This is a genomic window from Thermodesulfobacterium sp. (genome assembly GCF_030445475.1).
Lineage (GTDB): Bacteria > Desulfobacterota > Thermodesulfobacteria > Thermodesulfobacteriales > Thermodesulfobacteriaceae > Thermodesulfobacterium > Thermodesulfobacterium commune.
Map to the genome: position 1 here is coordinate 1 of NZ_JASUTP010000001.1, position 17,801 is coordinate 17,801.

Annotated in this window: 19 protein-coding genes and 1 tRNA gene; 3 read left to right on the forward strand and 17 right to left on the reverse strand. The window is 35.7% G+C overall.

Annotated features, from left to right (window positions below):
- Positions 1-217 precede the first annotated feature (217 nt).
- From PWP26_RS00005 to PWP26_RS00045, 9 genes are all read right to left on the reverse strand, one after another.
- Complete coding sequence (locus PWP26_RS00005; protein ID WP_038063514.1) at positions 218-1,069, reverse strand: HDOD domain-containing protein; 852 nt, start codon at positions 1,067-1,069, stop codon at positions 218-220.
- Positions 1,066-1,548, reverse strand: coding sequence for a chemotaxis protein CheD (locus PWP26_RS00010; RefSeq protein ID WP_038063511.1), 483 nt, complete (start codon positions 1,546-1,548; stop codon positions 1,066-1,068). The genes PWP26_RS00005 and PWP26_RS00010 overlap by 4 nt, the downstream gene beginning before the upstream one ends.
- A 13-nt stretch (positions 1,549-1,561) precedes the next feature.
- Positions 1,562-2,866: a homoserine dehydrogenase gene (locus tag PWP26_RS00015; protein ID WP_273011460.1), complete on the reverse strand. Its 1,305-nt coding sequence runs from the start codon at positions 2,864-2,866 to the stop codon at positions 1,562-1,564.
- Between the two features lie 18 nt (positions 2,867-2,884).
- Positions 2,885-4,651 carry an adenosylcobalamin-dependent ribonucleoside-diphosphate reductase gene (locus tag PWP26_RS00020; protein WP_051754419.1) on the reverse strand — a complete coding sequence of 589 codons (1,767 nt, stop codon included), beginning with the start codon at positions 4,649-4,651 and terminating at the stop codon, positions 2,885-2,887.
- Positions 4,652-4,665: 14 nt separating this feature from the next.
- Positions 4,666-6,450 carry a DUF6178 family protein gene (locus PWP26_RS00025; protein WP_038063507.1) on the reverse strand — a complete coding sequence of 595 codons (1,785 nt, stop codon included), beginning with the start codon at positions 6,448-6,450 and terminating at the stop codon, positions 4,666-4,668.
- Positions 6,422-6,805 (reverse strand): YraN family protein, encoded by a 384-nt coding sequence (locus PWP26_RS00030; protein WP_051754418.1) that lies wholly within the window; start codon positions 6,803-6,805, stop codon positions 6,422-6,424. The genes PWP26_RS00025 and PWP26_RS00030 overlap by 29 nt, the downstream gene beginning before the upstream one ends.
- The gene (locus tag PWP26_RS00035) at positions 6,802-7,401 is read right to left on the reverse strand and encodes a ribonuclease HII (RefSeq protein ID WP_038063623.1); all 600 of its coding nucleotides are present in this window, start codon (positions 7,399-7,401) and stop codon (positions 6,802-6,804) included. The genes PWP26_RS00030 and PWP26_RS00035 overlap by 4 nt, the downstream gene beginning before the upstream one ends.
- Before the next feature lie 84 nt (positions 7,402-7,485).
- A complete protein-coding gene (gene rplS / locus PWP26_RS00040) occupies positions 7,486-7,851 on the reverse strand; it encodes a 50S ribosomal protein L19 (RefSeq protein ID WP_022854530.1) in 366 nt (121 codons plus the stop codon).
- A gap of 51 nt (positions 7,852-7,902) precedes the next feature.
- Positions 7,903-7,977: transfer RNA gene (locus PWP26_RS00045), tRNA-His, on the reverse strand.
- A gap of 163 nt (positions 7,978-8,140) precedes the next feature.
- On the opposite strand from PWP26_RS00045, the gene pgsA reads away from it, so the two are divergent.
- Positions 8,141-9,004, forward strand: coding sequence for a CDP-diacylglycerol--glycerol-3-phosphate 3-phosphatidyltransferase (gene pgsA, locus PWP26_RS00050; protein WP_038063505.1), 864 nt, complete (start codon positions 8,141-8,143; stop codon positions 9,002-9,004).
- Here pgsA and PWP26_RS00055 read toward each other — a convergent pair.
- The gene (locus PWP26_RS00055; RefSeq protein WP_038063503.1) at positions 9,001-9,420 is read right to left on the reverse strand and encodes a hypothetical protein; all 420 of its coding nucleotides are present in this window, start codon (positions 9,418-9,420) and stop codon (positions 9,001-9,003) included. The genes pgsA and PWP26_RS00055 overlap by 4 nt on opposite strands.
- 155 nt (positions 9,421-9,575) lie before the next feature.
- Here PWP26_RS00055 and PWP26_RS00060 point away from each other — a divergent pair, with 155 nt between their 5' ends.
- Positions 9,576-10,841, forward strand: a complete 1,266-nt coding sequence (locus tag PWP26_RS00060) for a class II fructose-bisphosphate aldolase (protein WP_301398715.1) — start codon at positions 9,576-9,578, stop codon at positions 10,839-10,841.
- Here PWP26_RS00060 and dprA read toward each other — a convergent pair.
- From dprA to lhgO, 6 genes are all read right to left on the reverse strand, one after another.
- The gene (gene dprA / locus PWP26_RS00065; protein WP_301398716.1) at positions 10,831-11,886 is read right to left on the reverse strand and encodes a DNA-processing protein DprA; all 1,056 of its coding nucleotides are present in this window, start codon (positions 11,884-11,886) and stop codon (positions 10,831-10,833) included. The genes PWP26_RS00060 and dprA overlap by 11 nt on opposite strands.
- On the reverse strand, positions 11,879-12,472 hold the full coding sequence (locus PWP26_RS00070; RefSeq protein WP_301398717.1) for a hypothetical protein: 594 nt from the start codon (positions 12,470-12,472) through the stop codon (positions 11,879-11,881). Before PWP26_RS00070 ends, dprA begins: the two co-directional genes overlap by 8 nt.
- The gene (gene recR, locus PWP26_RS00075; protein WP_301398718.1) at positions 12,469-13,077 is read right to left on the reverse strand and encodes a recombination mediator RecR; all 609 of its coding nucleotides are present in this window, start codon (positions 13,075-13,077) and stop codon (positions 12,469-12,471) included. Before recR ends, PWP26_RS00070 begins: the two co-directional genes overlap by 4 nt.
- A 5-nt stretch (positions 13,078-13,082) precedes the next feature.
- Complete coding sequence (locus PWP26_RS00080; protein WP_022854537.1) at positions 13,083-13,421, reverse strand: YbaB/EbfC family nucleoid-associated protein; 339 nt, start codon at positions 13,419-13,421, stop codon at positions 13,083-13,085.
- Between the two features lie 4 nt (positions 13,422-13,425).
- The gene (gene dnaX, locus PWP26_RS00085; RefSeq protein ID WP_051754415.1) at positions 13,426-14,940 is read right to left on the reverse strand and encodes a DNA polymerase III subunit gamma/tau; all 1,515 of its coding nucleotides are present in this window, start codon (positions 14,938-14,940) and stop codon (positions 13,426-13,428) included.
- Between the two features lie 241 nt (positions 14,941-15,181).
- Positions 15,182-16,375 (reverse strand): L-2-hydroxyglutarate oxidase, encoded by a 1,194-nt coding sequence (gene lhgO, locus PWP26_RS00090; RefSeq protein WP_301398719.1) that lies wholly within the window; start codon positions 16,373-16,375, stop codon positions 15,182-15,184.
- 87 nt (positions 16,376-16,462) lie between these two features.
- Here lhgO and PWP26_RS00095 point away from each other — a divergent pair, with 87 nt between their 5' ends.
- Positions 16,463-17,386 (forward strand): TIGR01212 family radical SAM protein, encoded by a 924-nt coding sequence (locus tag PWP26_RS00095; protein WP_301398720.1) that lies wholly within the window; start codon positions 16,463-16,465, stop codon positions 17,384-17,386.
- Here the strand turns inward: PWP26_RS00095 and PWP26_RS00100 are convergent.
- Entirely contained in the window at positions 17,383-17,796 is a 414-nt protein-coding gene (locus PWP26_RS00100) for a BON domain-containing protein (protein WP_301398721.1), read from the reverse strand. The two genes, PWP26_RS00095 and PWP26_RS00100, sit on opposite strands and share 4 nt — an antisense overlap.
- Between the last annotated feature and the right edge of the window lie 5 nt (positions 17,797-17,801).

A 17,801-nucleotide genomic window follows, 5' to 3' on the forward strand; every position in this document is an offset into this window, starting at 1 on the left:
TGCAGGCTGAGCTGGAGCCTCTGTCTTAGGTGCTTCAGGCTTTGGTGCCTCTTCCTTCTTCTGCTGACATCCTGCTAATCCAATCACACCAACTAAAGCTAAACTTAACATGAAAGATACTACCTTCCTCATCTCTCTTACCTCCTCCCTTTAATTTTTGATTTGTATAAAGTATTCAACTTTTATTTTTTTGTCAAGGGGTTTTTTTATCTAAATCCTAAAATTCTTTTTTAAAAACTAAACTCTTGTATAAACCTATTTTCATGTATTTTAATAATCTGTCCTGTTTTATATCAAGAAAGCCTAAAAGTTGAGAAGGAACTTTATATTTAAAAACATCTACTCCCCCGCCTATCCCTAACATATTGATTAACATGTTTGAAAGAGCAACTATAGCTGCCACATCACTTTGCAACATAAGGTCAGGGTCATGATGCGCTCTTATGGCAAAACAGATGTTTTCAGGGAATCCCCATCTTTTTAAAAGAGTAGCTCCAACCAAACCATGGTCTACCCCAAGTACTAACCACTCTACTTGAATAAAATCTTGTTTTGGATTTTCTTCAAAGGTTTCAATAAACTTATTTAACTCCAACTTAGTATAAAGATCTAATACAATTTTTCCTATATCATGTAATACTGAAGCTACATAAACTGCGTCTATTTTATTTATTGAAAAGCCTGCGTCTAAAGCTATTTCCTCAGCAATAAAGCCACAACCTAAAGAATGCAACCAAATATCTTCAGAACTTAATCCATAACCTATTAGATTTTTCTCAAAATAGTTTTTAGCTACAGAAGCGACAATAATAAACTTAATCTGGTTAACCCCAAGCAGCATCAAGGCTTTAAACAAGGAGTCTACTTTTTGGGGTAGTCCAAAAGCAGGAGAGTTAACTATCCTCAAAAAATTGGCTACGATACCAGGATCACTTTTGATAACTCTCTCTACCTCTCTTAAGTCTACATCTTCTTTTCGTAAAATCTCTAAGGCCTGCATAGCTACTTTAGGAAAAGTTGGAATTTTATCAACCTTATCAAAAATTTTTTCCAAAACTTGTTCTATCATAGTTTTTCTTCTTTTCCGTCAATTTTTATTTTGACAACCTTTTCTTCTAAATCTACCTCAACTTTTACACCACTGTTAAGCCCTACCCTAAATATTACCTGATCTTCTGGTATCATATATCTTTTAAACATCATCTTTACTATTTTTAGGTTTACCTCTGTAAGGTTTAAAAAATCGGGGTTGTTCTGGTATACACCACCTCCAGCAACCACAATTTTAGCGTTACCCCAGCTTATCCCAGAACGTTCTATTTCTTCTAAAAATAAAGGAATAAGAGATTCTCCAGAAAAAATTGTGACCCCTTCTTCTATTTCTAAATCTAAATCCTTATAAGGCAACACAAAACAACATAAACCACCTTGTGTTTTGGTTTTATCCACCACTCCTATAGCCAAACCACTTCCAAGAAAACCTGTGGTTAAAACCACTGGTTTATCTTTTAAAATTTGATATTGACCCATATCTACTTTCACTTTCATACTCAGTCCTTGTTTAAGTGAGGTCCATGATCCGATATTTTTTGGTAGGAGCGCTAACTACCTCTAAGCTGTCTATTTCTTGTAAAGCCTTTAATACGTTTCTTTCTTTAGCTTCGTGAGTAAGCATCACTATAGGAACCGCCTGTTTTTTCTTTTGTCTTCCAATTTGAACCACAGAGGCAATACTTATGTTATACTTACCTAAAACACCAGAAATTTTAGATAAGACTCCTGGTTTATCTATTGCAGAAAAACGAAAATAATACTTAAACTCTACGTCTTCCATAGGCTTTATTTTATATCTTTTTTTATCAAAGGTCAAGGGATACTTTATAAAAGGCTTCTTTTTAAAAAAAGAAAACTCTATCGCTGTAATAAGATCACTTACTACGGCACTAGCAGTAGGTTCTTTACCTGCCCCCAATCCATAAAGTAGAACGTCTCCTACAAAATCTCCTGTAACATAAAAAGCGTTGTAATTTAAACGAATAGAGGCTAATACGTGATTTTCAGGAATAAGGGTAGGATGAACCCTTACTTCTATGTGATTTTTATGTTTGATAGCAAAAGCTAAAAGTTTGATAACATAACCAAAATTTTTGGCAAAATTTAAGTCTATAAGGTCTATGTTTTCTATTCCTTCTACATAAACCTGAGATGCTTTAATAAAACTACCAAAAGCAAGAGAAGCTAAAATAGCTATCTTGTGGGCTGCATCCATACCGTTTATGTCTAAAGTGGGATCAGCCTCTGCGTAACCTTTTTTTTGAGCCTCTCTTAAAGCTTCTTTAAAATCTGTCTTTTCTTCCAACATTTTAGTAAGGATATAATTGGTCGTTCCGTTTACTATTCCCACTATCGATCTTATCTGATTCCCTATAAGTGCTTCTCTAAGAGTTTTTATGATGGGAATACCTCCACCTACCGAGGCCTCAAAACCTAGAAACCTTTGTCTCTTTAAAGCCTCTCCCCAAATTTCGTCTCCGTATTCAGCAAGTATAGCCTTGTTTGCTGTCACTACCTCTTTTCCCTTTTGTAAAGCCTTTAGCACATACTCTTTAGCCGGTGTAATTCCTCCCATCAACTCACACACGATAGATATCTCTGGATCCTCTAATATGTCTTCAAAAGAGGTGGTAAAAATCTCTGGGCTAACCGAAATACTTCTTATCTTCTTTGGGTCCCTTACTAAAATCCGTTTAATCACAGGTACTAATCCTATTCTTTCTTTGATAACCTCGCGATTTTTTTCCAACAACTCATAAACCCCTGTCCCTACCGTTCCAAAACCTAAAAGCCCTATCTTTACCTCCTTCATAAAACCCCCTTTCTTAATCTATCTTAAAGATAGGTCACATACCGAACACCCTAATCCTTCAACCTGGTCTTCCCCTAAATATATCACCTGTTCCTTTTTACAGCCATAACGATAAACGGTAACTCCTTTAAGACCTAACTCATAAGCCTTTAAATAAATAGCCTTTATTTCTTCAACGGTAGTCTCTGGAGATAAATTTATGGTTTTAGAAACGGCATTATGGGTATGCCTTTGGAAAACGGCTTGAACCAAAAGATGATTTTCAGGAGATATTTCATAAGTAGTTACAAAAAGTTTTTTAATTTTTTCTGAAATTTTTACATGTTTTAAGGTGCCTACTTTTTTTACCTGAAATAAAATCTCTTCTACCTCATCGTCTTTATAACCTTCTTTATACAAAAACTCTAAAAACAACGGGTGAAATCCTTTTAAAAGTTTATTCTCTAAAGTCTTTCTTTCGTAATAAATTCCAAAAAGAGGTTCTATCCCTGAAGACACACCAGCTATTAAAGAAATGCTACCTGTAGGAGCGATGGTAGTGGTGGTAGCATTCCTTATAGGTAGATTAAGACTATCCCAGAAGCTACCGTAAAAAGCAGGGAAACACCCCCTTTCTTTAGCTAAATGATGAGAGGCCTTTACAGACTCTTTTTCGATAAATCCCATAACCTTTTCTGCTACCTCTATTGCTCTTTTTTCTCCATAAGAAACCTCTAACTTGATAAGCATATCGGCAAAACCCATCACTCCTAATCCTATCTTCCTGGTAAGCCTTGTAATTTTAGCAATCTGCGGGAGAGGGAACCTGTTAACCTCTATTACGTCGTCTAAAAACCTTACTGCTAACCATATAACCTCTTTTAGTCTTTCCCAATCGATTTTTTTATCTTTAACAAAATTTGCCAAGTTTATAGATCCTAAATTACAAGACTCAAAAGGTAATAAAGGTTGTTCTCCACACGGGTTAGTAGCTTCGATTTCTCCTAAATGTGGGGTTGGGTTATACCGGTTTATGGTATCAAGAAACAAAACTCCAGGATCTCCAGATGCCCAGGCACAATAGGCTATCTTTTCAAAAAGTTCTCGGGCCTTTATATACCTTTCAACTTTCTTATTTCTTGGGTTAACCAGAGGAAAAACGTCTCCCTTTTTTACAGCCTCCATAAAAGAATCAGTTATCCCTACCGAAAGATTAAAATTTTTTAAAGCTTCAGGGTCTTTGCACTTTATTTCTATAAACTCTTCTATGTCAGGGTGGTCTACCCTGAGAATTCCCATGTTAGCGCCTCTTCTTTTCCCCCCCTGCTTGATAGCCTCAGTAGCGGCATCAAACACTTTAATAAAAGAAATAGGTCCACTGGCTATCCCTTGAGTGGTTGCTACTATATCTCCTTTAGGCCTGATTTTTGAAAAAGAAAAACCTGTTCCTCCACCAGATTTATGGATAAGAGCAGCGTGTTTTAGGGTTTCAAAAATAGATTCTAAAGAATCTTCAACAGGAAGGACAAAACAGGCAGAAAGCTGCCCCAAAGGAGTTCCTGCATTCATAAGGGTGGGAGAGTTAGGTAAAAAATCTAAATTAGCCATAAGCTGATAAAATTTTTCCTGATAAAAATCTACTTGAGAGTTACCACCAAAATTAAGCTCTCCTTCTGCCACGGCTTTGGCTACTCTTTGAAAAAGCTCTTCGGGAGTCTCTACTACTTCTCCCTCTTTTTTTAAAAGGTATCTTTCTCTTAGAATCAGCCGAGCTGTTTCAGTTAGATTAACAGGGGTTTTTGTCATAAAACCCAAAATTTTTAATGGTTTAGGTCTACCAGAACCAAAGTTTGATATTTAGGGTCAGGTGGATTTTGCAGGTCGATGTTTTGAAACTCTAAAGATAGTTTGTTCAGAACAAAGTTAAGAAAAGAGTCTAAAAGTTCCTTTTCGTAATACCAATGATTTTTTACATAATTTTCAAAACTTGCAAACAACATCTCTTTTATTTCTGGTTTAAGTTCACAACGATTTTCTTTTTCATAAAAAAGTTCGTTTATAACCTTTTGCCAAGAACTTTTAGGTAAAGCTTTAAATACAAATTCACCTTTATATTTCCAGTAAAAAAGAGAGGTGATGATAAGGCTACTCCAGGTTAAAAAGTTTACATCATAGTTTCTGCCTGGGAGGTTTACCTCTCTAATCCAGGCAAGGGTTGAACCAAACATTCTCTCTATCACAGGAGCCATATATCCGATCTCTTCGATATATCTACGGACGGTATTAACCTCGCTAATTCTTTTGAAAAAGGTATATTCTTCTAAAGTACCTATTTTTTCCGGACAAAAACATTTAATTTGATTGAGATTTTTCACCCAAACCCCTTCTAAGTATCCTTTATATGGTTGGTCAAGATATCTCAAAACCGAGAGGTCAAAATCTTTGCTTTTAACTATAGACAAAGCAAACCTTCTAAGATTTTTAAGTAAGGTTTGGGCTATTCTAAAAAGATCTTCGAGAAAATGTTCTTCTACCAATCGTTTAGCCACCTCCAAATTCCCCTGAGAAAGATATTCTATTCCTAAGTTTAAACTACCCCAGACTTTATCAAGACTTTTTTTAACCTGTTCTATCTCGTCTATCACTACATTATCAACGATAATTACCTTATTAGACAACCAGGCAAGCTCTTTTTTAATCCTATCTATCTGATAGGAATCTTCGATTGTTTCTAAAACTTTAAAAATCATTAAAGGTTCATCTCCGGTATAAACCATGATGTTAACCGGAGAAAACTCCTCTTTCCCTTCAGAAGGAGGAAGATAAACAGGTTCAATTTTCTTTAAACTTTTAGGATGCAACGGAGTATAAACATCTAAAGCCTCAAAATATTCAGGAATTCCTTCGTCAGCTAACCTTCCATTCCTCCATCTATAAGCTCTTTCTTCTACCTCTATCGGTATCTCCCAGATTACAGACTCAAGCAAAGCAAAATAAGTTTCTGGCATTTCTTCTCTTAAAAGTTCTATCATCCTTCTAAAGTAAAACTCTAAAGCTTCGTTTTTAAACTCTATAAAATAAAAATCATCTAACGTAAAATACGGCAAAAAATCCATAGCTTCTATCAGTTCCATATCATCTGGTTTTTTATATACCTTGATAAACTTTTGGAAAATGGCTATTAAAAAATCAAAATCTGCTACCCTCAACCATTCTACAACCTTACCTTCTCCTGCCTGAAAAAGCAATACAATCCAAGAAGCTACCCTTTCTGGTTTGATCCGATCTTTATACCAGCAATCTATGTCGAACATAAACTGAATCTGAGTCCCTTTAGCATAGGAAAGGAGTTCTACCGCTAAGTCAAGAGAAGAAGCTTTTATGGTTAGGAATAACTCTTGATAAGGTAGATTTTTTACCAAACCCTCTGGATAAGGAGAGTTTAGTATAAGTTTAGCTTTAGCTTCCCAAGGGACACTGAGCACTAATTCATATGCTTTATAAAAATCTAAAGCTTGAAGCTTTTTCTCTAATTCTTGGTCTGGACTTTTTAAGATCTCCTCTAACGTGAGACCTTCATAGGTCCTGTTGAAAAGCATCTTCATAATGAAAAACCTCCTTTTCTTTAACTACTACCACATCAAACCTTATATTTTTTATTTTACTTAAACTTTGAGAATTTTTAAACCAAAATTCTTCAGCTACCGCAAGAATTTTTTTCTTTTTTCTTAAATCAACCTTGTCTTCTGCAATAAGTCCTAAGTTTTGAAAATCTGCCTTCACCTCTACAAAAACCAATAAATCTTTTTTAACCGCAATCAAATCTATCTCTCCTTGCTTAGTACGAAAATTCTTACCTATAATCTTAAATCCCTTGGACCTAAGATATTTTTCTGCTAAACTTTCGGCTAAATTTCCTTTTTCTTTTGAGGAAAAAAGGCCGATTAATTTTTTAATCATAAAAAACACTGATAATAAGTTCTATGAACCTCGCAAGGACCATAAATTTTAATCTTACTGAAATGAAGCTTAGTCCCATAACCTTTGTGCTTTTCAAAACCATATTGGGGATAAACCTTGGCAAGCTCTTTCATATAGTTATCCCTTGCCACCTTAGCCAGTATCGAGGCTGCAGCTATACAAACACATAGATTATCACCATCTACTACCGCTTTCTGAACTCCTCGATATTCAGGAATCAACAAAGGTCCGTCTACTAAAACCACCTGAGGTTGAGGATTGAGCCTTTTTAAAGCTTCAAACATAGCCTTAAAGGTAGCTTTGAGGATTCCTTGAGCGTTTATCTCGTCAACGTCTACCTTAGTGATAGCATAGGTTAAAGCATGGGAACAGATGTAGTTAAACAGCTCTTCTCTTTTTTTTGGGGTTAATTTTTTAGAATCTTTTATTTCCTTAGGGTCAAAACCTTCTGGAAGGATCACTGCTGAAGCAAAAACCGGACCTGCAATAGCCCCTCTTCCAGCCTCATCTACCCCAGCTATAAGAGTATATCCACATTCTTTTAGATGACGTTCTAAATCTGAAAAACGAGTTATTAAAGATTTATAAGAAAAGAAAAAACAACCCTTTTTCTTCAACTTTAATTTCTAATACAGGAAGGGGCTTAGCCCCTTCCTGTATTATTCCATAACTTTGTTATCAAACCTTTCTTTGATACGAGCAGCCTTACCAAAACGTTCTCTAAGATAGTAGAGTCTTGCCCTTCTTACCTTACCTCTCCTAACAATTTCTATTTTTTCTATCCTTGGAGAATGTAAAGGGAAAGTTCTTTCCACACCTACCCCAAAGGAAACCTTTCTTACCGTAAAAGTGGCGTTAATTCCAGAGCCCCTTCTCCTAATCACTATCCCTTCAAAAACTTGGATTCTTTCTTTTTCCTCTCCTTCTTTTAACCTAAAATGAACCCTCACTGTATCCCCAGGATTAAACTTAGGAAGATCTTCTTTTAAATAACGTTTTTCTACCTCTCTTACCAAGGGATGCATAAAATAACCTCCTTCTTATTTACCATACCTTTTAGATTTTTAAACATAAAATGGGGAGGCCGACGGGACTCGAACCCGCAACACCCGGGGCCACAGCCCGGTGCTCTACCATTGAGCTACGGCCTCCACCTTAAAGTTAAAGTAATATTATAGTATACCCTATAGAAAATTCAATAGCCTAACCAAAACTTTACCTTAAAATCCAACAAAGTTTTGATGTAAACTATCAGAACTTGTAGTATAATCAAAAATCATAAAAACATAACAAGTATTTAAATACATCAAAACCATGACCAACAGAATAAATCCTAACCTTCTTACCTTGTTAAGGGTGGTATGTTTACCTGTTCCTTGCCTACTTCTTTTTATAAACTCATCGATCGCTAAATTAATGGCCATAAGTTTGTTGTTATTTCTTTCTCTAACCGATTATTTTGACGGCCTCTTAGCCAGAAAATATAACCAAACCTCAAAACTTGGTGCCCTTCTTGACCCGATAGCCGATAAAATCTTTGTAACTACCATCTATCTTATCATGGTAAAACTAGACTATTTCCCTTTTTTACCTGTCTTTTTTCTTCTGCTGAGAGAAATTCTAATCTCTTTTTTAAGAAGTATACTTCCTCAAACCATGAAAGTTAATCTGATAGCTAAATTTAAAACTTTCTTCCAGATGTCCTTAGCTGTAGGGGTAATATTTGCTAAAACCCTCTATCCTGCCCTAAACCCTACCTTAGTAGAAATACTTGTTTGGATAGCAGTACTTCTTTCTTACCTTAGTGGTTTAAAATATATTTTACGTACTATTAATAAGTTAAATTATATTTTTCAAAAACAATTTCAAAATAAACTGCTCTATGAGGTTTTTTGTCCTTTGTTGTTATTGTTATTTTTTCCGTTTACAGAAAACTTTTTCTGGGTGGTACCCTTTCTTATAGGGATGTTATTTTTAAAAGGTGTTAACAAATTAGAGACAGAAAAAAAAGAAAAACGATTTACTTTTTTAGGATTTTCCTTGTTATCTTTAGCGGGAATACTTGAAGTTATCTTTTGGGGAAAGATACAATTTTCAATACTTTTCTTGTTGTTTTATCTAATCTTAAAAGAAGGGATTAAAAGTTTTAACATTATAAAAGAAGCTTTTAAATTCTAATTTTCTGGTTCTTCTTGTTCTTCTTTTTTACCTGGAAATGGGATAACCTTTTCTTCAGGTTCTTTTTTTTCTGGTTTTTTGGGGATTTCTTTTTTTTGGCTGAAAGAAAATGAAGGTTCGGTAAACTTAATAGGAACTGCTTGTTGATAAAGGCTTAAAAGAGTCTTAGGTATCTCAAGGGTATACCAAACTATATGAATCCTCTGTAAAGTAATCGTAGGTATCCCAATTAAATAAGGATAAAGTCCTGTTTTATCAAAGTTAACCAAAGCAGGCCATTCTACCTCAAAAAACTCCTTTTTTTCTAACACAAACTGGATGCTTTCAAAAAGAGGATTATAACAAACGATACCTAAAAAAAGGCCTGTCTGCAGCTGAAAAAGTACAGGTTGTTTACCTACAGGTTGTTCTCTCATATAAATATTTTATTCTCCTTTATGGTTTTTGCAACTTTGATTTTTAGTACAGTGTATGCCTTAATAAACTTTAGGTTGTAAAAATTACTTTTTATGTTTAATTTAAAAGTAAAGATTTAGAAAAATTGGGTCAAGTGTAAAAGAAGGGGGGGTTAATGGAAAAAGCTCAAATTTTAGATCAACTTCAACAAAACCCTGAGACTATAGATTGTTTAGTTTATCAAGCGGTGTTTGAAAAAAGAGGTCTTTTAAATGTATTACATGAAACACTAAATGATTTAGGGTTTCGTGGTTATAGCATTTATCCCTTATATAGGGAATTTTCGAAAAAATTTCTTGGGTTTACCGTTCCTGCGATAAACATTCGAGGGATGACTTATGATATCGCAAGGAGTATCTTTAGAACAGCCAAAAGACTTAAAGCCGGAGCTTTTATCTTTGAGATAGCCAAATCTGAAATAGGGTATACCAAACAACCTCCGTTAGAGTATGCTACCGTAATTTTAGCCGCTGCTTTTAGAGAAAACTATCGTCTGCCAATCTTTATCCAGGGAGACCATTTTCAACTTAACAGAAAATCCTTCTTTGCAAACCCTGAAAGAGAAAAAGAAAATCTTAAAAACCTGATAAAAGAGGCTATATCAGCCCAGTTCTATAACATAGACATAGATGCTTCAACGTTGGTAGACTTAGAAAAAGAGGATGTGTTTGAACAACAGAGATACAACTATGAAGTAACCGCAGAGTTTTGTGACTTTGTAAGAGAAAACGAACCTAACGGGATTAAAGTAACCTTGGGAGGAGAAATCGGAGAGATAGGAAGTAAAAACAGCACCCCAGAAGAACTAAGAGCCTTTATGAAAGGGTTAAATCAGAGTTTAAAAAAGGGAGAGGGAATCTCTAAGATTAGTGTCCAGACAGGCACCACCCATGGTGGGGTGGTATTACCTGATGGGAAAATAGCTGAAATCAAACTTGATTTCAATACGTTAAGAGAGCTTTCTAAGATAGCCAGAGAAGAGTTTGGGCTTGCAGGAGCCGTCCAGCATGGAGCCTCTACCTTACCTGAAGAATACTTTAGTCTTTTCCCAGAAAACGAATGTGTAGAAGTTCACTTAGCAACCGGCTTCCAAAACCTGCTTTACGATCATCCAGCCCTTCCCTCTGAGTTTAGACAAACAATCTATCAGTATCTTAAAGACAACTTCAAACAGGAATGGAAAGAAGGAATGTCAGAGGCACAGTTTATCTATAAAATCAGAAAAAAAGGGTTTGGTGCCTTTAAAAAAGAGTGGTGGGACCTTGATTTAGGAGTAAAAAAAGCCATCTTAGAAGATATGGAAAAGCTTTTAGAGAAAATCTTTTTACGGTTAAACCTTAAAGATACTGAAAACCTGATAAAAGATTTGTTTAACCTTTAAGTTTTATAAAATTACCTGGTAAAACCTGGACTATTCCTTTAAACTCAAGTTCTGTGATGGCTGACAAAACCTCAGATGCAGGAAGGTCGGTTTGCAAAAGAAGGTCCTCTAAGTGGATAGGATAAGATGAAAGAAAAGATAACACCTCTTTTTCCTCTTTGGTTAGTTTTTCTTGAGTTGCCTCAGCTTGACCAAAATCAAACAGGTTAGGAATTTTATCCTTTTCTTGTACTCCCAAAAATTCTAACAATTCTTCTGGAGAAAAAACTGGTTGAGCCCCTGATTTTATGAGAAAATGGGTACCTTCACTTTGAGGAGAAAAGATACTCCCTGGAACAGCAAACACTTCTTTGCCCTGATTTAAAGCCCATTTAGCGGTGATAAGGGTTCCGCTCCTCTTCCCGGCTTCTACAACCAAAATAGCCTCTGAAAAACCACTTATCAGTCGGTTTCTTGTGGGAAAATTTTCTTTTCTTGGAGAGGTGCCAAAAGGAAACTCTGAGACTACAGCTCCATATCCATCAGAAATTTTATCGAATAAAGGTTTATTTTCAGGAGGGTACACCACATCTAAACCTGAGCCTAATATTGCTATCGTTTTACCCTCAACCTCTAAACACACCTTATGTGCTATCGTATCGATCCCCCGTGCAAGACCAGATACCACGACTACACCTGCCTCTGCAAGCCTTTTAGAAAACTTATAGGCTACCTCTTTTCCATAGTTAGTAGGCCTCCTTGATCCGATTACCCCAACCGAAGGACTTATTTTCTCAAGATTACCCTTTACATAAAGAAAAATAGGAGCATAAGGGATAAGTTTAATTTTTTCTGGGAACTCTTTGTCCTCTCTAAAAAGAATCTTTATTCCTAATTTTTCTGCCTTTTCAAACTCTTTAAGACCTAAAATCTCTATTTCTTTAACTTTGTATTTTTTATAAGCTAAAATTTCCTCTAAAGGGATGTTTTCCTCAAAAAATTTTACGGTTTTTAAGACGTTTTTTTCTTTAAGATAAAAACCAAGCCAAAGGATCTTTTTATCCATCCATAAACCTTAAGGTCAAGTTTTGCCTGGAAAGCTTAAAATCTATAAAAGAGGAAAAACTTTCTAAAAACGCTTTAAGGCGTTCTAAAATTTCGAGTTCTAAAGGTTTATCCCAGTTAAACTCAACTGATTTCCCTTTGATGGTAATCACAAGTTTACCTTGTTTTAAGTTCAAAAATAAAAGCTCACCAATCCCACAAAACAAACCTTTTACAAGGTTATTAGGAAGGCTTACCTCTCCTTTCTCTTCTTCTACCACCTCTTTTAAGACGTTATGTTTGAAAACTAAATCTGCTTCCCAAAAACCTAAAGTCTCTTCTAACAAAGCTTTTAAGTCCCATGGTCCTAATGAAGTATCGTTTATGTCTGCATAGGCTATGTCTAAACGTTGCAAAAGTTTTTTAAGAAGGCTAAAAACCTTTTCCAACCTTACGGTTAATTCTTCTGAGGATAACACGTCTTTTTTCATCAAAAGTATCTGAAGTTCTAAAAAAGCCCCTTGCAATATTCCTCTGAGATTATGAAAATAACCTTGGGTTAAACTTCCTAAGGCCAAAGTTTTGCAGAAAAAAAGATCTTCTTTCATTGTTCTTTCAAAAGTTCCCTTGAAAGTAGGGCTCTTTTAAGGGTTAAAGGGTCTACAAACTGTAAATCCATACCCATAGGTACACCACAGGCTAACCTGCTAACCTTTATAGGATAGTCTTTCAGCACCTGTAAGATGTAGCTTATGGTGGCTTCTCCCCCTAAGGTTGGAGAAAGGGCAAAAATAACCTCTTCCACCCTTCTTTTTCTTATCAAAGAAAGAAGTTTATCCATTTCTATCTCTTTAGGACCTATTCCATCTTTAGGGGATAGAAGATAGTGTAACACAAAATAATATCCTTTATATATACCTGTATTTTCTATGTGAAAAAGGTTAACCGGATTTTCTACGATACAAAGAGATTTAGCCTCTCGGGTATCATCATTACAGATTTTACATATCTCTTCTTCAGAAAGATTTCTACAAAACTTACACAACCTTACCTTATAAGGAAGTTCTTTTATTAAATCACCTAAGGTTTCACAGAACTCAGGCTTTGATAACAAGAATAAAGCAATCCGAGTGGCACTCTTTTCTCCTATGCCTGGAATTTTAGAAAGAGATTCTATAACTTTTCTTAAAGTAAGTGGATAACTAACTGACATAACGTCTAAAATAATCCAGGAAGGTTGAAACCTCCTGGTAACTTCAAGCCACCGGTAATCTTTGCCATTTCTTCTTCTACCATTTCTTTAGCTTTTCTTAAGGCTTCGTTTACTCCGGCTAAAACCAAATCTTCTAACATCTCTTTTTCTTCTGGGTTTAAAAGTTCTTTTTCTATTTCTATAGAAAGGATTTCTTGTTTTCCGTTAGCAGTAACGGTTACCATACCTCCACCTACCTGTACAGTAACCGTCTTTTCTTCAAGTAACTTTTGAGCCTCTTCAAGTTTCTTTTGCATCTTTTGAATTTCTTTCATCATTTGTTGTAATTGGGGTGGTAGCTTCATACCTTTACTCCTGGTTTAAGATTTGAATGTTAGCTATTTTAGCAGAAAAAATAGACAAAACCTCCTTTACTTCAGGCCTTTCTTTTATTTCTTCAACCTTAGGTTGAGATACAGGCTCAACCTCTATGTTTACTGTTTTTTTAAAAAAATCTTTAATCTTTTCTATAAGTTCTTCAAAATGTGGAGAATTTTTTAGTGTTGTTTTAACTCTTAAACGTATATGGGAGGCATCAAAAGAAGGGTCAGGTAAACTTTTGGCAAGACCAAACAAAAGAGGACGTTCCCTTTTAAGTTTTTCTAAAAACTCTTGCCAGGTTTTCTCATCGGAAACCTGAGGCTCTTTTTTTTCTTCAACTTCAGCTACCAAAGGTTCTGAGCTTACCTGACGAAAGGTAAGGTTAGGAAGGCTTTCAAGTTTTTCTATAAGTTTGTTTATCGGAACCAATTTAGCTTGTTCACAAATCCTTACCAAGGCTAACTCAAACTGGAGTTGTGGATAACTACTTCTTCTTAAAACCTCAAGGTCTCTGGTAAGACTTTGTAAAATCAAAAAGATTTCTTCCAACTCATACTCTAAAACCAGTTCCATAAGCTGAGGATTTTGGAATGGCTGAGTTTTTTCATGAGGTAAGGCTTTCATCAAGAAAAGTTCTCTAAAAAATTCAGTAAGTTTTTCCATAAGATAGACTAAGTCAGTGCCTTGTTCATAAATTTTTTGAGCTACTTCTAAGGTTTTTTTAAGATTCTTTTCTAACAATACCCGGGCTAACTCTTCTACCAAAAGGGCTTCATGCCATCCAAAAGCCTGGATGATATCCTCTTTGGTATGACTACCATAGGCCATAGCCTGATCTAAAAGCGATAAAGCATCTCTTAAGCTACCTTGAGCTTCCTTAGCGATAAGCCTTAAGGCATCTTCTTCTATTTGATAGTTCTCTTTTTCACAAATAGACTTGAGATGCTTTATTAACTGAGGAAGGTCTAACTTTCTAAAATCATAACGTTGACATCTCGAAAGTATAGTAGGTAAAAGTTTGTTAGGCTCTGTGGTAGCTAAAATAAAATAAACGTGGGAAGGAGGCTCTTCTAAGGACTTAAGCAAGGCATTTGAAGCTTCTTTAGTAAGCATATGGGCTTCGTCAATGATATAGACCTTAGCTTTACCTCTGGTAGGGGCATATTTAAAGTTTTCTATGATTTCACGGATCTGGTCTATACCTCTGTTTGAGGCAGCATCTATCTCTATAACGTCTACAAAAACCCCGCGGTTAATCTCCAAACAATTAGGACACTGATTACAGGGCTCGTAACCGTCAATTAAGTTTAAGCAGTTTAAAGCTTTAGCTACAATCCTTGCTATCGTAGTCTTACCTGTTCCCTTGATGCCAGAAAATAAAAGGGCATGAGAAAGTTTCCCAGATTTTATAGCATTAGCTATAGTCTTAACCACATGGATTTGACCGATTACTTCACTAAAAGTTTGAGGTCTATACCTTCTGGCTAAAACCAAATAAGACATGTTTACTATTTTAAAGCTATTTTGAAAGTTTACAACCGAAACCTGAAATCCAGCTCTCTTTTAATTTTTCGATTTCTTCCTCATATTCTTTTGCAGGCCTCTCTATACCACAGGTAAGACACCTTACCTTAGCCTTAGCTCAGGTGCCCTCTAAAACCGCCTTTCCTCCACAGTACTTACACGTAAGATAATTCTCGCTCTCCTTTGTTTTATAACTTTCTGAAAACCTGTCCATTTTTCTCTAAAAAAATCGAGTTACTACATATTCTGCAAAAGGAAGACAGGCTGTAAAGGCTGGAGAAACGGCATTTAAAATATGAAGGCTATGTTTGTCCCCTTCTATCACAAAATCCTGAACTAATTCCAAAGTATTCTTGTTTAAAAGTTGAGCTCTTATCCCTGGCTTGCCCCATCTGTTAAAACCTTTTTCATCCATTTGATAGACCAACTTTTTAGCCTCCTTTATCAGATAACTCCTGTGATATTTCTTCAACTCATCCCAGGCAAGACTTCTAAACTTAGGATTTTTAAAAAAGAGCAAGCCTAAATAACCTGTAATTTCAACCAACTCAGAAAACCTTAGGTTAGAAAAAATCTGATAGTTTTCTCTCGAAAAACAAGGGGTAGCCGTAGGGCCTATTTTAATGGTACCGTCAACTTTTATCGTAAAATGAACACCTAAAAAGGGATTTTTAAGATTTGGTGTGGGATAGATATTTCTCGAGATAAACTGAGAATTGCCTGTATATTCCAAATAAAGTCCTTTGAAAGGTAAGATAACGTAGTCTTTACCAAAACCAAAGTCTTTGGCTATCTTATCCGCATAAAGACCGGCTGCGTTGATGATTTTTTCTGCAGAAAAAACAAGGTCTCCTGCTAAAACGGTATTTTCACCAAGTCTTTTTTGATAAGGGGTTTTAAAGAAAAACCTTACTCCTTCTGCCTCTAGGTCTGTTTTAAAAGCATGTAGGATCTCTATCGGGTTTACGGTAGAGGTGGTAGGACTCCAAAGGGCTAACTGAAAGGTTCTTGCGTTAGGTTCGATTTCTTTAAGTTCTTTTTCATCTATCAGATAAACTTCTACTCCGTTAGCCTCACCCCTTCTTTTTAGTTCATAAAGGGTAGGAAGGTCTTCTTCAGATTTAGTTACTACTACCTTTCCACATTTTCTAATACTAAGGCCTTTGGCCTCGCAATAACGAGTAAGTTCTTCGTTACCCTTTTTGGTGAATTTAGCCTTTAGCGAATCTGGATAGTAGTAAAAACCTGCATGAAGCACCCCACTATTTCTTCCACTACTATGAGCCCCCAGTGTCTCTTCTTTTTCTAAGACAATGATTTCTTTTTCTGGAAAACGCGTTTTTAATTTTAAAGCCAAAGCAAGTCCAACGATGCCTGCTCCGATGATAAGAAAATCTGTCTTTATTTTTGGCATAAGCTTAAATTAATTAAGTTTTTTCTTTAGTCAAGGCTTGCGTTTTTTTCAGTTGAAAAAAAACAAAAAAACCCTATTATTTAAACCATGAAAAACTTAGTTCTTTACAGGTCGCTAAACTCCTTTTTAAAAGAAAAATTTGGAGAAAAGGTAAAAAAAATCCCCTTAGATGCTGGGCTTACCTGTCCTAACCGTGATGGGACCAAAGGATATGGAGGATGTATTTACTGTGATGCCAAAGGGTCTGGAACCGGGCTTTATGCCCAAGGTAAAACCCTAGAAGAACAGGTTTTATACTTCTTAAATCTCTATAAACCTAAAGGATTTAATAAGTTTATCGCTTACTTCCAGTCGTTTAGTAATACCTACGCAGACCCTCAAACCCTTAAAAGATTTTATGACGTCTTGTTTTTAGACCGTTCCATCGTAGGGATGGCGATAGGGACTCGCCCTGATTGTTTAAACGAAGAGATAATCAAACTTTTACTTAACTACATAGATTTGGGTTACTACGTATGGGTAGAGCTTGGATTACAAACCATCCATAACGAGACCTTAAAAAAAATAAATAGAGGTCATACCTTTGAAGATTTCTTAGAAGCCTATCATCTGTTAAAAAAGTTTGGTATACCGGTGGTGGTACATATTATCTTTGGATTACCTAGAGAAACCAGAGAAATGATGTTAGAAACAGTAAAAACCCTTGGTAGACTTAAGGTCGACGGAATTAAATTTCACGCCTTATACATCCCTAAAGGGTCTCAAATTGAAAAACTGTATCGTCAACAACAGTATACCCCTTTAGACAAAGAAGAGTACGTTTCTTTGGTGGCAGAAGCTTTAACCTATCTTCCAGAAACAACGGTGATCCATAGACTCTGCTCAGAAACGCGAAAAGAAGATTTGGTTGCACCTCTCTGGGTTGCCCAAAAACACGAGGTAGTATCTCAGATTCAAAAATTTATGCAAACCAACCAGCTTTATCAAGGGAAAAATTTTAACCGTATTTAATGTTTTATCTGCAGGTTGTTTATTATGGTCTTAACCCCTGGTACACTTTTAGCTATAGCTACTGCTTTAGACCTCTGATATTCGTTTTCTACCACCCCGGTAAGGGTTACCACACCGTTTACCGTATCTACATCTATAGAAAAAGCTTTTAGATCTTTATCTTCTATAAGTTTCATTTTGATCTTAGCGGTGATCTTGGCATCATCTATCTGTGTACCGACACTCCTTGGATCAGTAGCCACCTTATATCCTGCCGCAACTCCACCACCCACCAATACCCAACCACATCCTCCAAGGTTTAACCCTAATCCTAAAATCACCAAAGCCAACCCTAATTTTTTAAAAATCATCTGACTAAAGGTTTCTTGATTTTTTCCGATTTTATATCTAAAATAAAAATAACTAAGCATAAGGA

Excerpts from the sequence above, each read along its gene's own strand:
- PWP26_RS00020 (WP_051754419.1), bottom strand. The coding sequence starts at position 4,651 with ATGACAAAAACCCCTGTTAATCTAACTGAAACAGCTCGGCTGATTCTA.
- rplS (WP_022854530.1), bottom strand. The coding sequence starts at position 7,851 with ATGCATCCCTTGGTAAGAGAGGTAGAAAAACGTTATTTAAAAGAAGAT.
- PWP26_RS00080 (WP_022854537.1), bottom strand. The coding sequence starts at position 13,421 with ATGAAGCTACCACCCCAATTACAACAAATGATGAAAGAAATTCAAAAG.
- pgsA (WP_038063505.1), top strand. The coding sequence starts at position 8,141 with ATGACCAACAGAATAAATCCTAACCTTCTTACCTTGTTAAGGGTGGTA.
- PWP26_RS00095 (WP_301398720.1), top strand. The coding sequence starts at position 16,463 with ATGAAAAACTTAGTTCTTTACAGGTCGCTAAACTCCTTTTTAAAAGAA.
- dprA (WP_301398716.1), bottom strand. The coding sequence starts at position 11,886 with ATGGATAAAAAGATCCTTTGGCTTGGTTTTTATCTTAAAGAAAAAAAC.
- lhgO (WP_301398719.1), bottom strand. The coding sequence starts at position 16,375 with ATGCCAAAAATAAAGACAGATTTTCTTATCATCGGAGCAGGCATCGTT.
- PWP26_RS00025 (WP_038063507.1), bottom strand. The coding sequence starts at position 6,450 with ATGAAGATGCTTTTCAACAGGACCTATGAAGGTCTCACGTTAGAGGAG.
- dnaX (WP_051754415.1), bottom strand. The coding sequence starts at position 14,940 with ATGTCTTATTTGGTTTTAGCCAGAAGGTATAGACCTCAAACTTTTAGT.
- PWP26_RS00010 (WP_038063511.1), bottom strand. The coding sequence starts at position 1,548 with ATGAAAGTGAAAGTAGATATGGGTCAATATCAAATTTTAAAAGATAAA.
- PWP26_RS00055 (WP_038063503.1), bottom strand. The coding sequence starts at position 9,420 with ATGAGAGAACAACCTGTAGGTAAACAACCTGTACTTTTTCAGCTGCAG.
- PWP26_RS00060 (WP_301398715.1), top strand. The coding sequence starts at position 9,576 with ATGGAAAAAGCTCAAATTTTAGATCAACTTCAACAAAACCCTGAGACT.
- PWP26_RS00070 (WP_301398717.1), bottom strand. The coding sequence starts at position 12,472 with ATGAAAGAAGATCTTTTTTTCTGCAAAACTTTGGCCTTAGGAAGTTTA.
- PWP26_RS00005 (WP_038063514.1), bottom strand. The coding sequence starts at position 1,069 with ATGATAGAACAAGTTTTGGAAAAAATTTTTGATAAGGTTGATAAAATT.
- PWP26_RS00015 (WP_273011460.1), bottom strand. The coding sequence starts at position 2,866 with ATGAAGGAGGTAAAGATAGGGCTTTTAGGTTTTGGAACGGTAGGGACA.
- PWP26_RS00100 (WP_301398721.1), bottom strand. The coding sequence starts at position 17,796 with ATGCTTAGTTATTTTTATTTTAGATATAAAATCGGAAAAAATCAAGAA.
- PWP26_RS00030 (WP_051754418.1), bottom strand. The coding sequence starts at position 6,805 with ATGATTAAAAAATTAATCGGCCTTTTTTCCTCAAAAGAAAAAGGAAAT.
- recR (WP_301398718.1), bottom strand. The coding sequence starts at position 13,077 with ATGTCAGTTAGTTATCCACTTACTTTAAGAAAAGTTATAGAATCTCTT.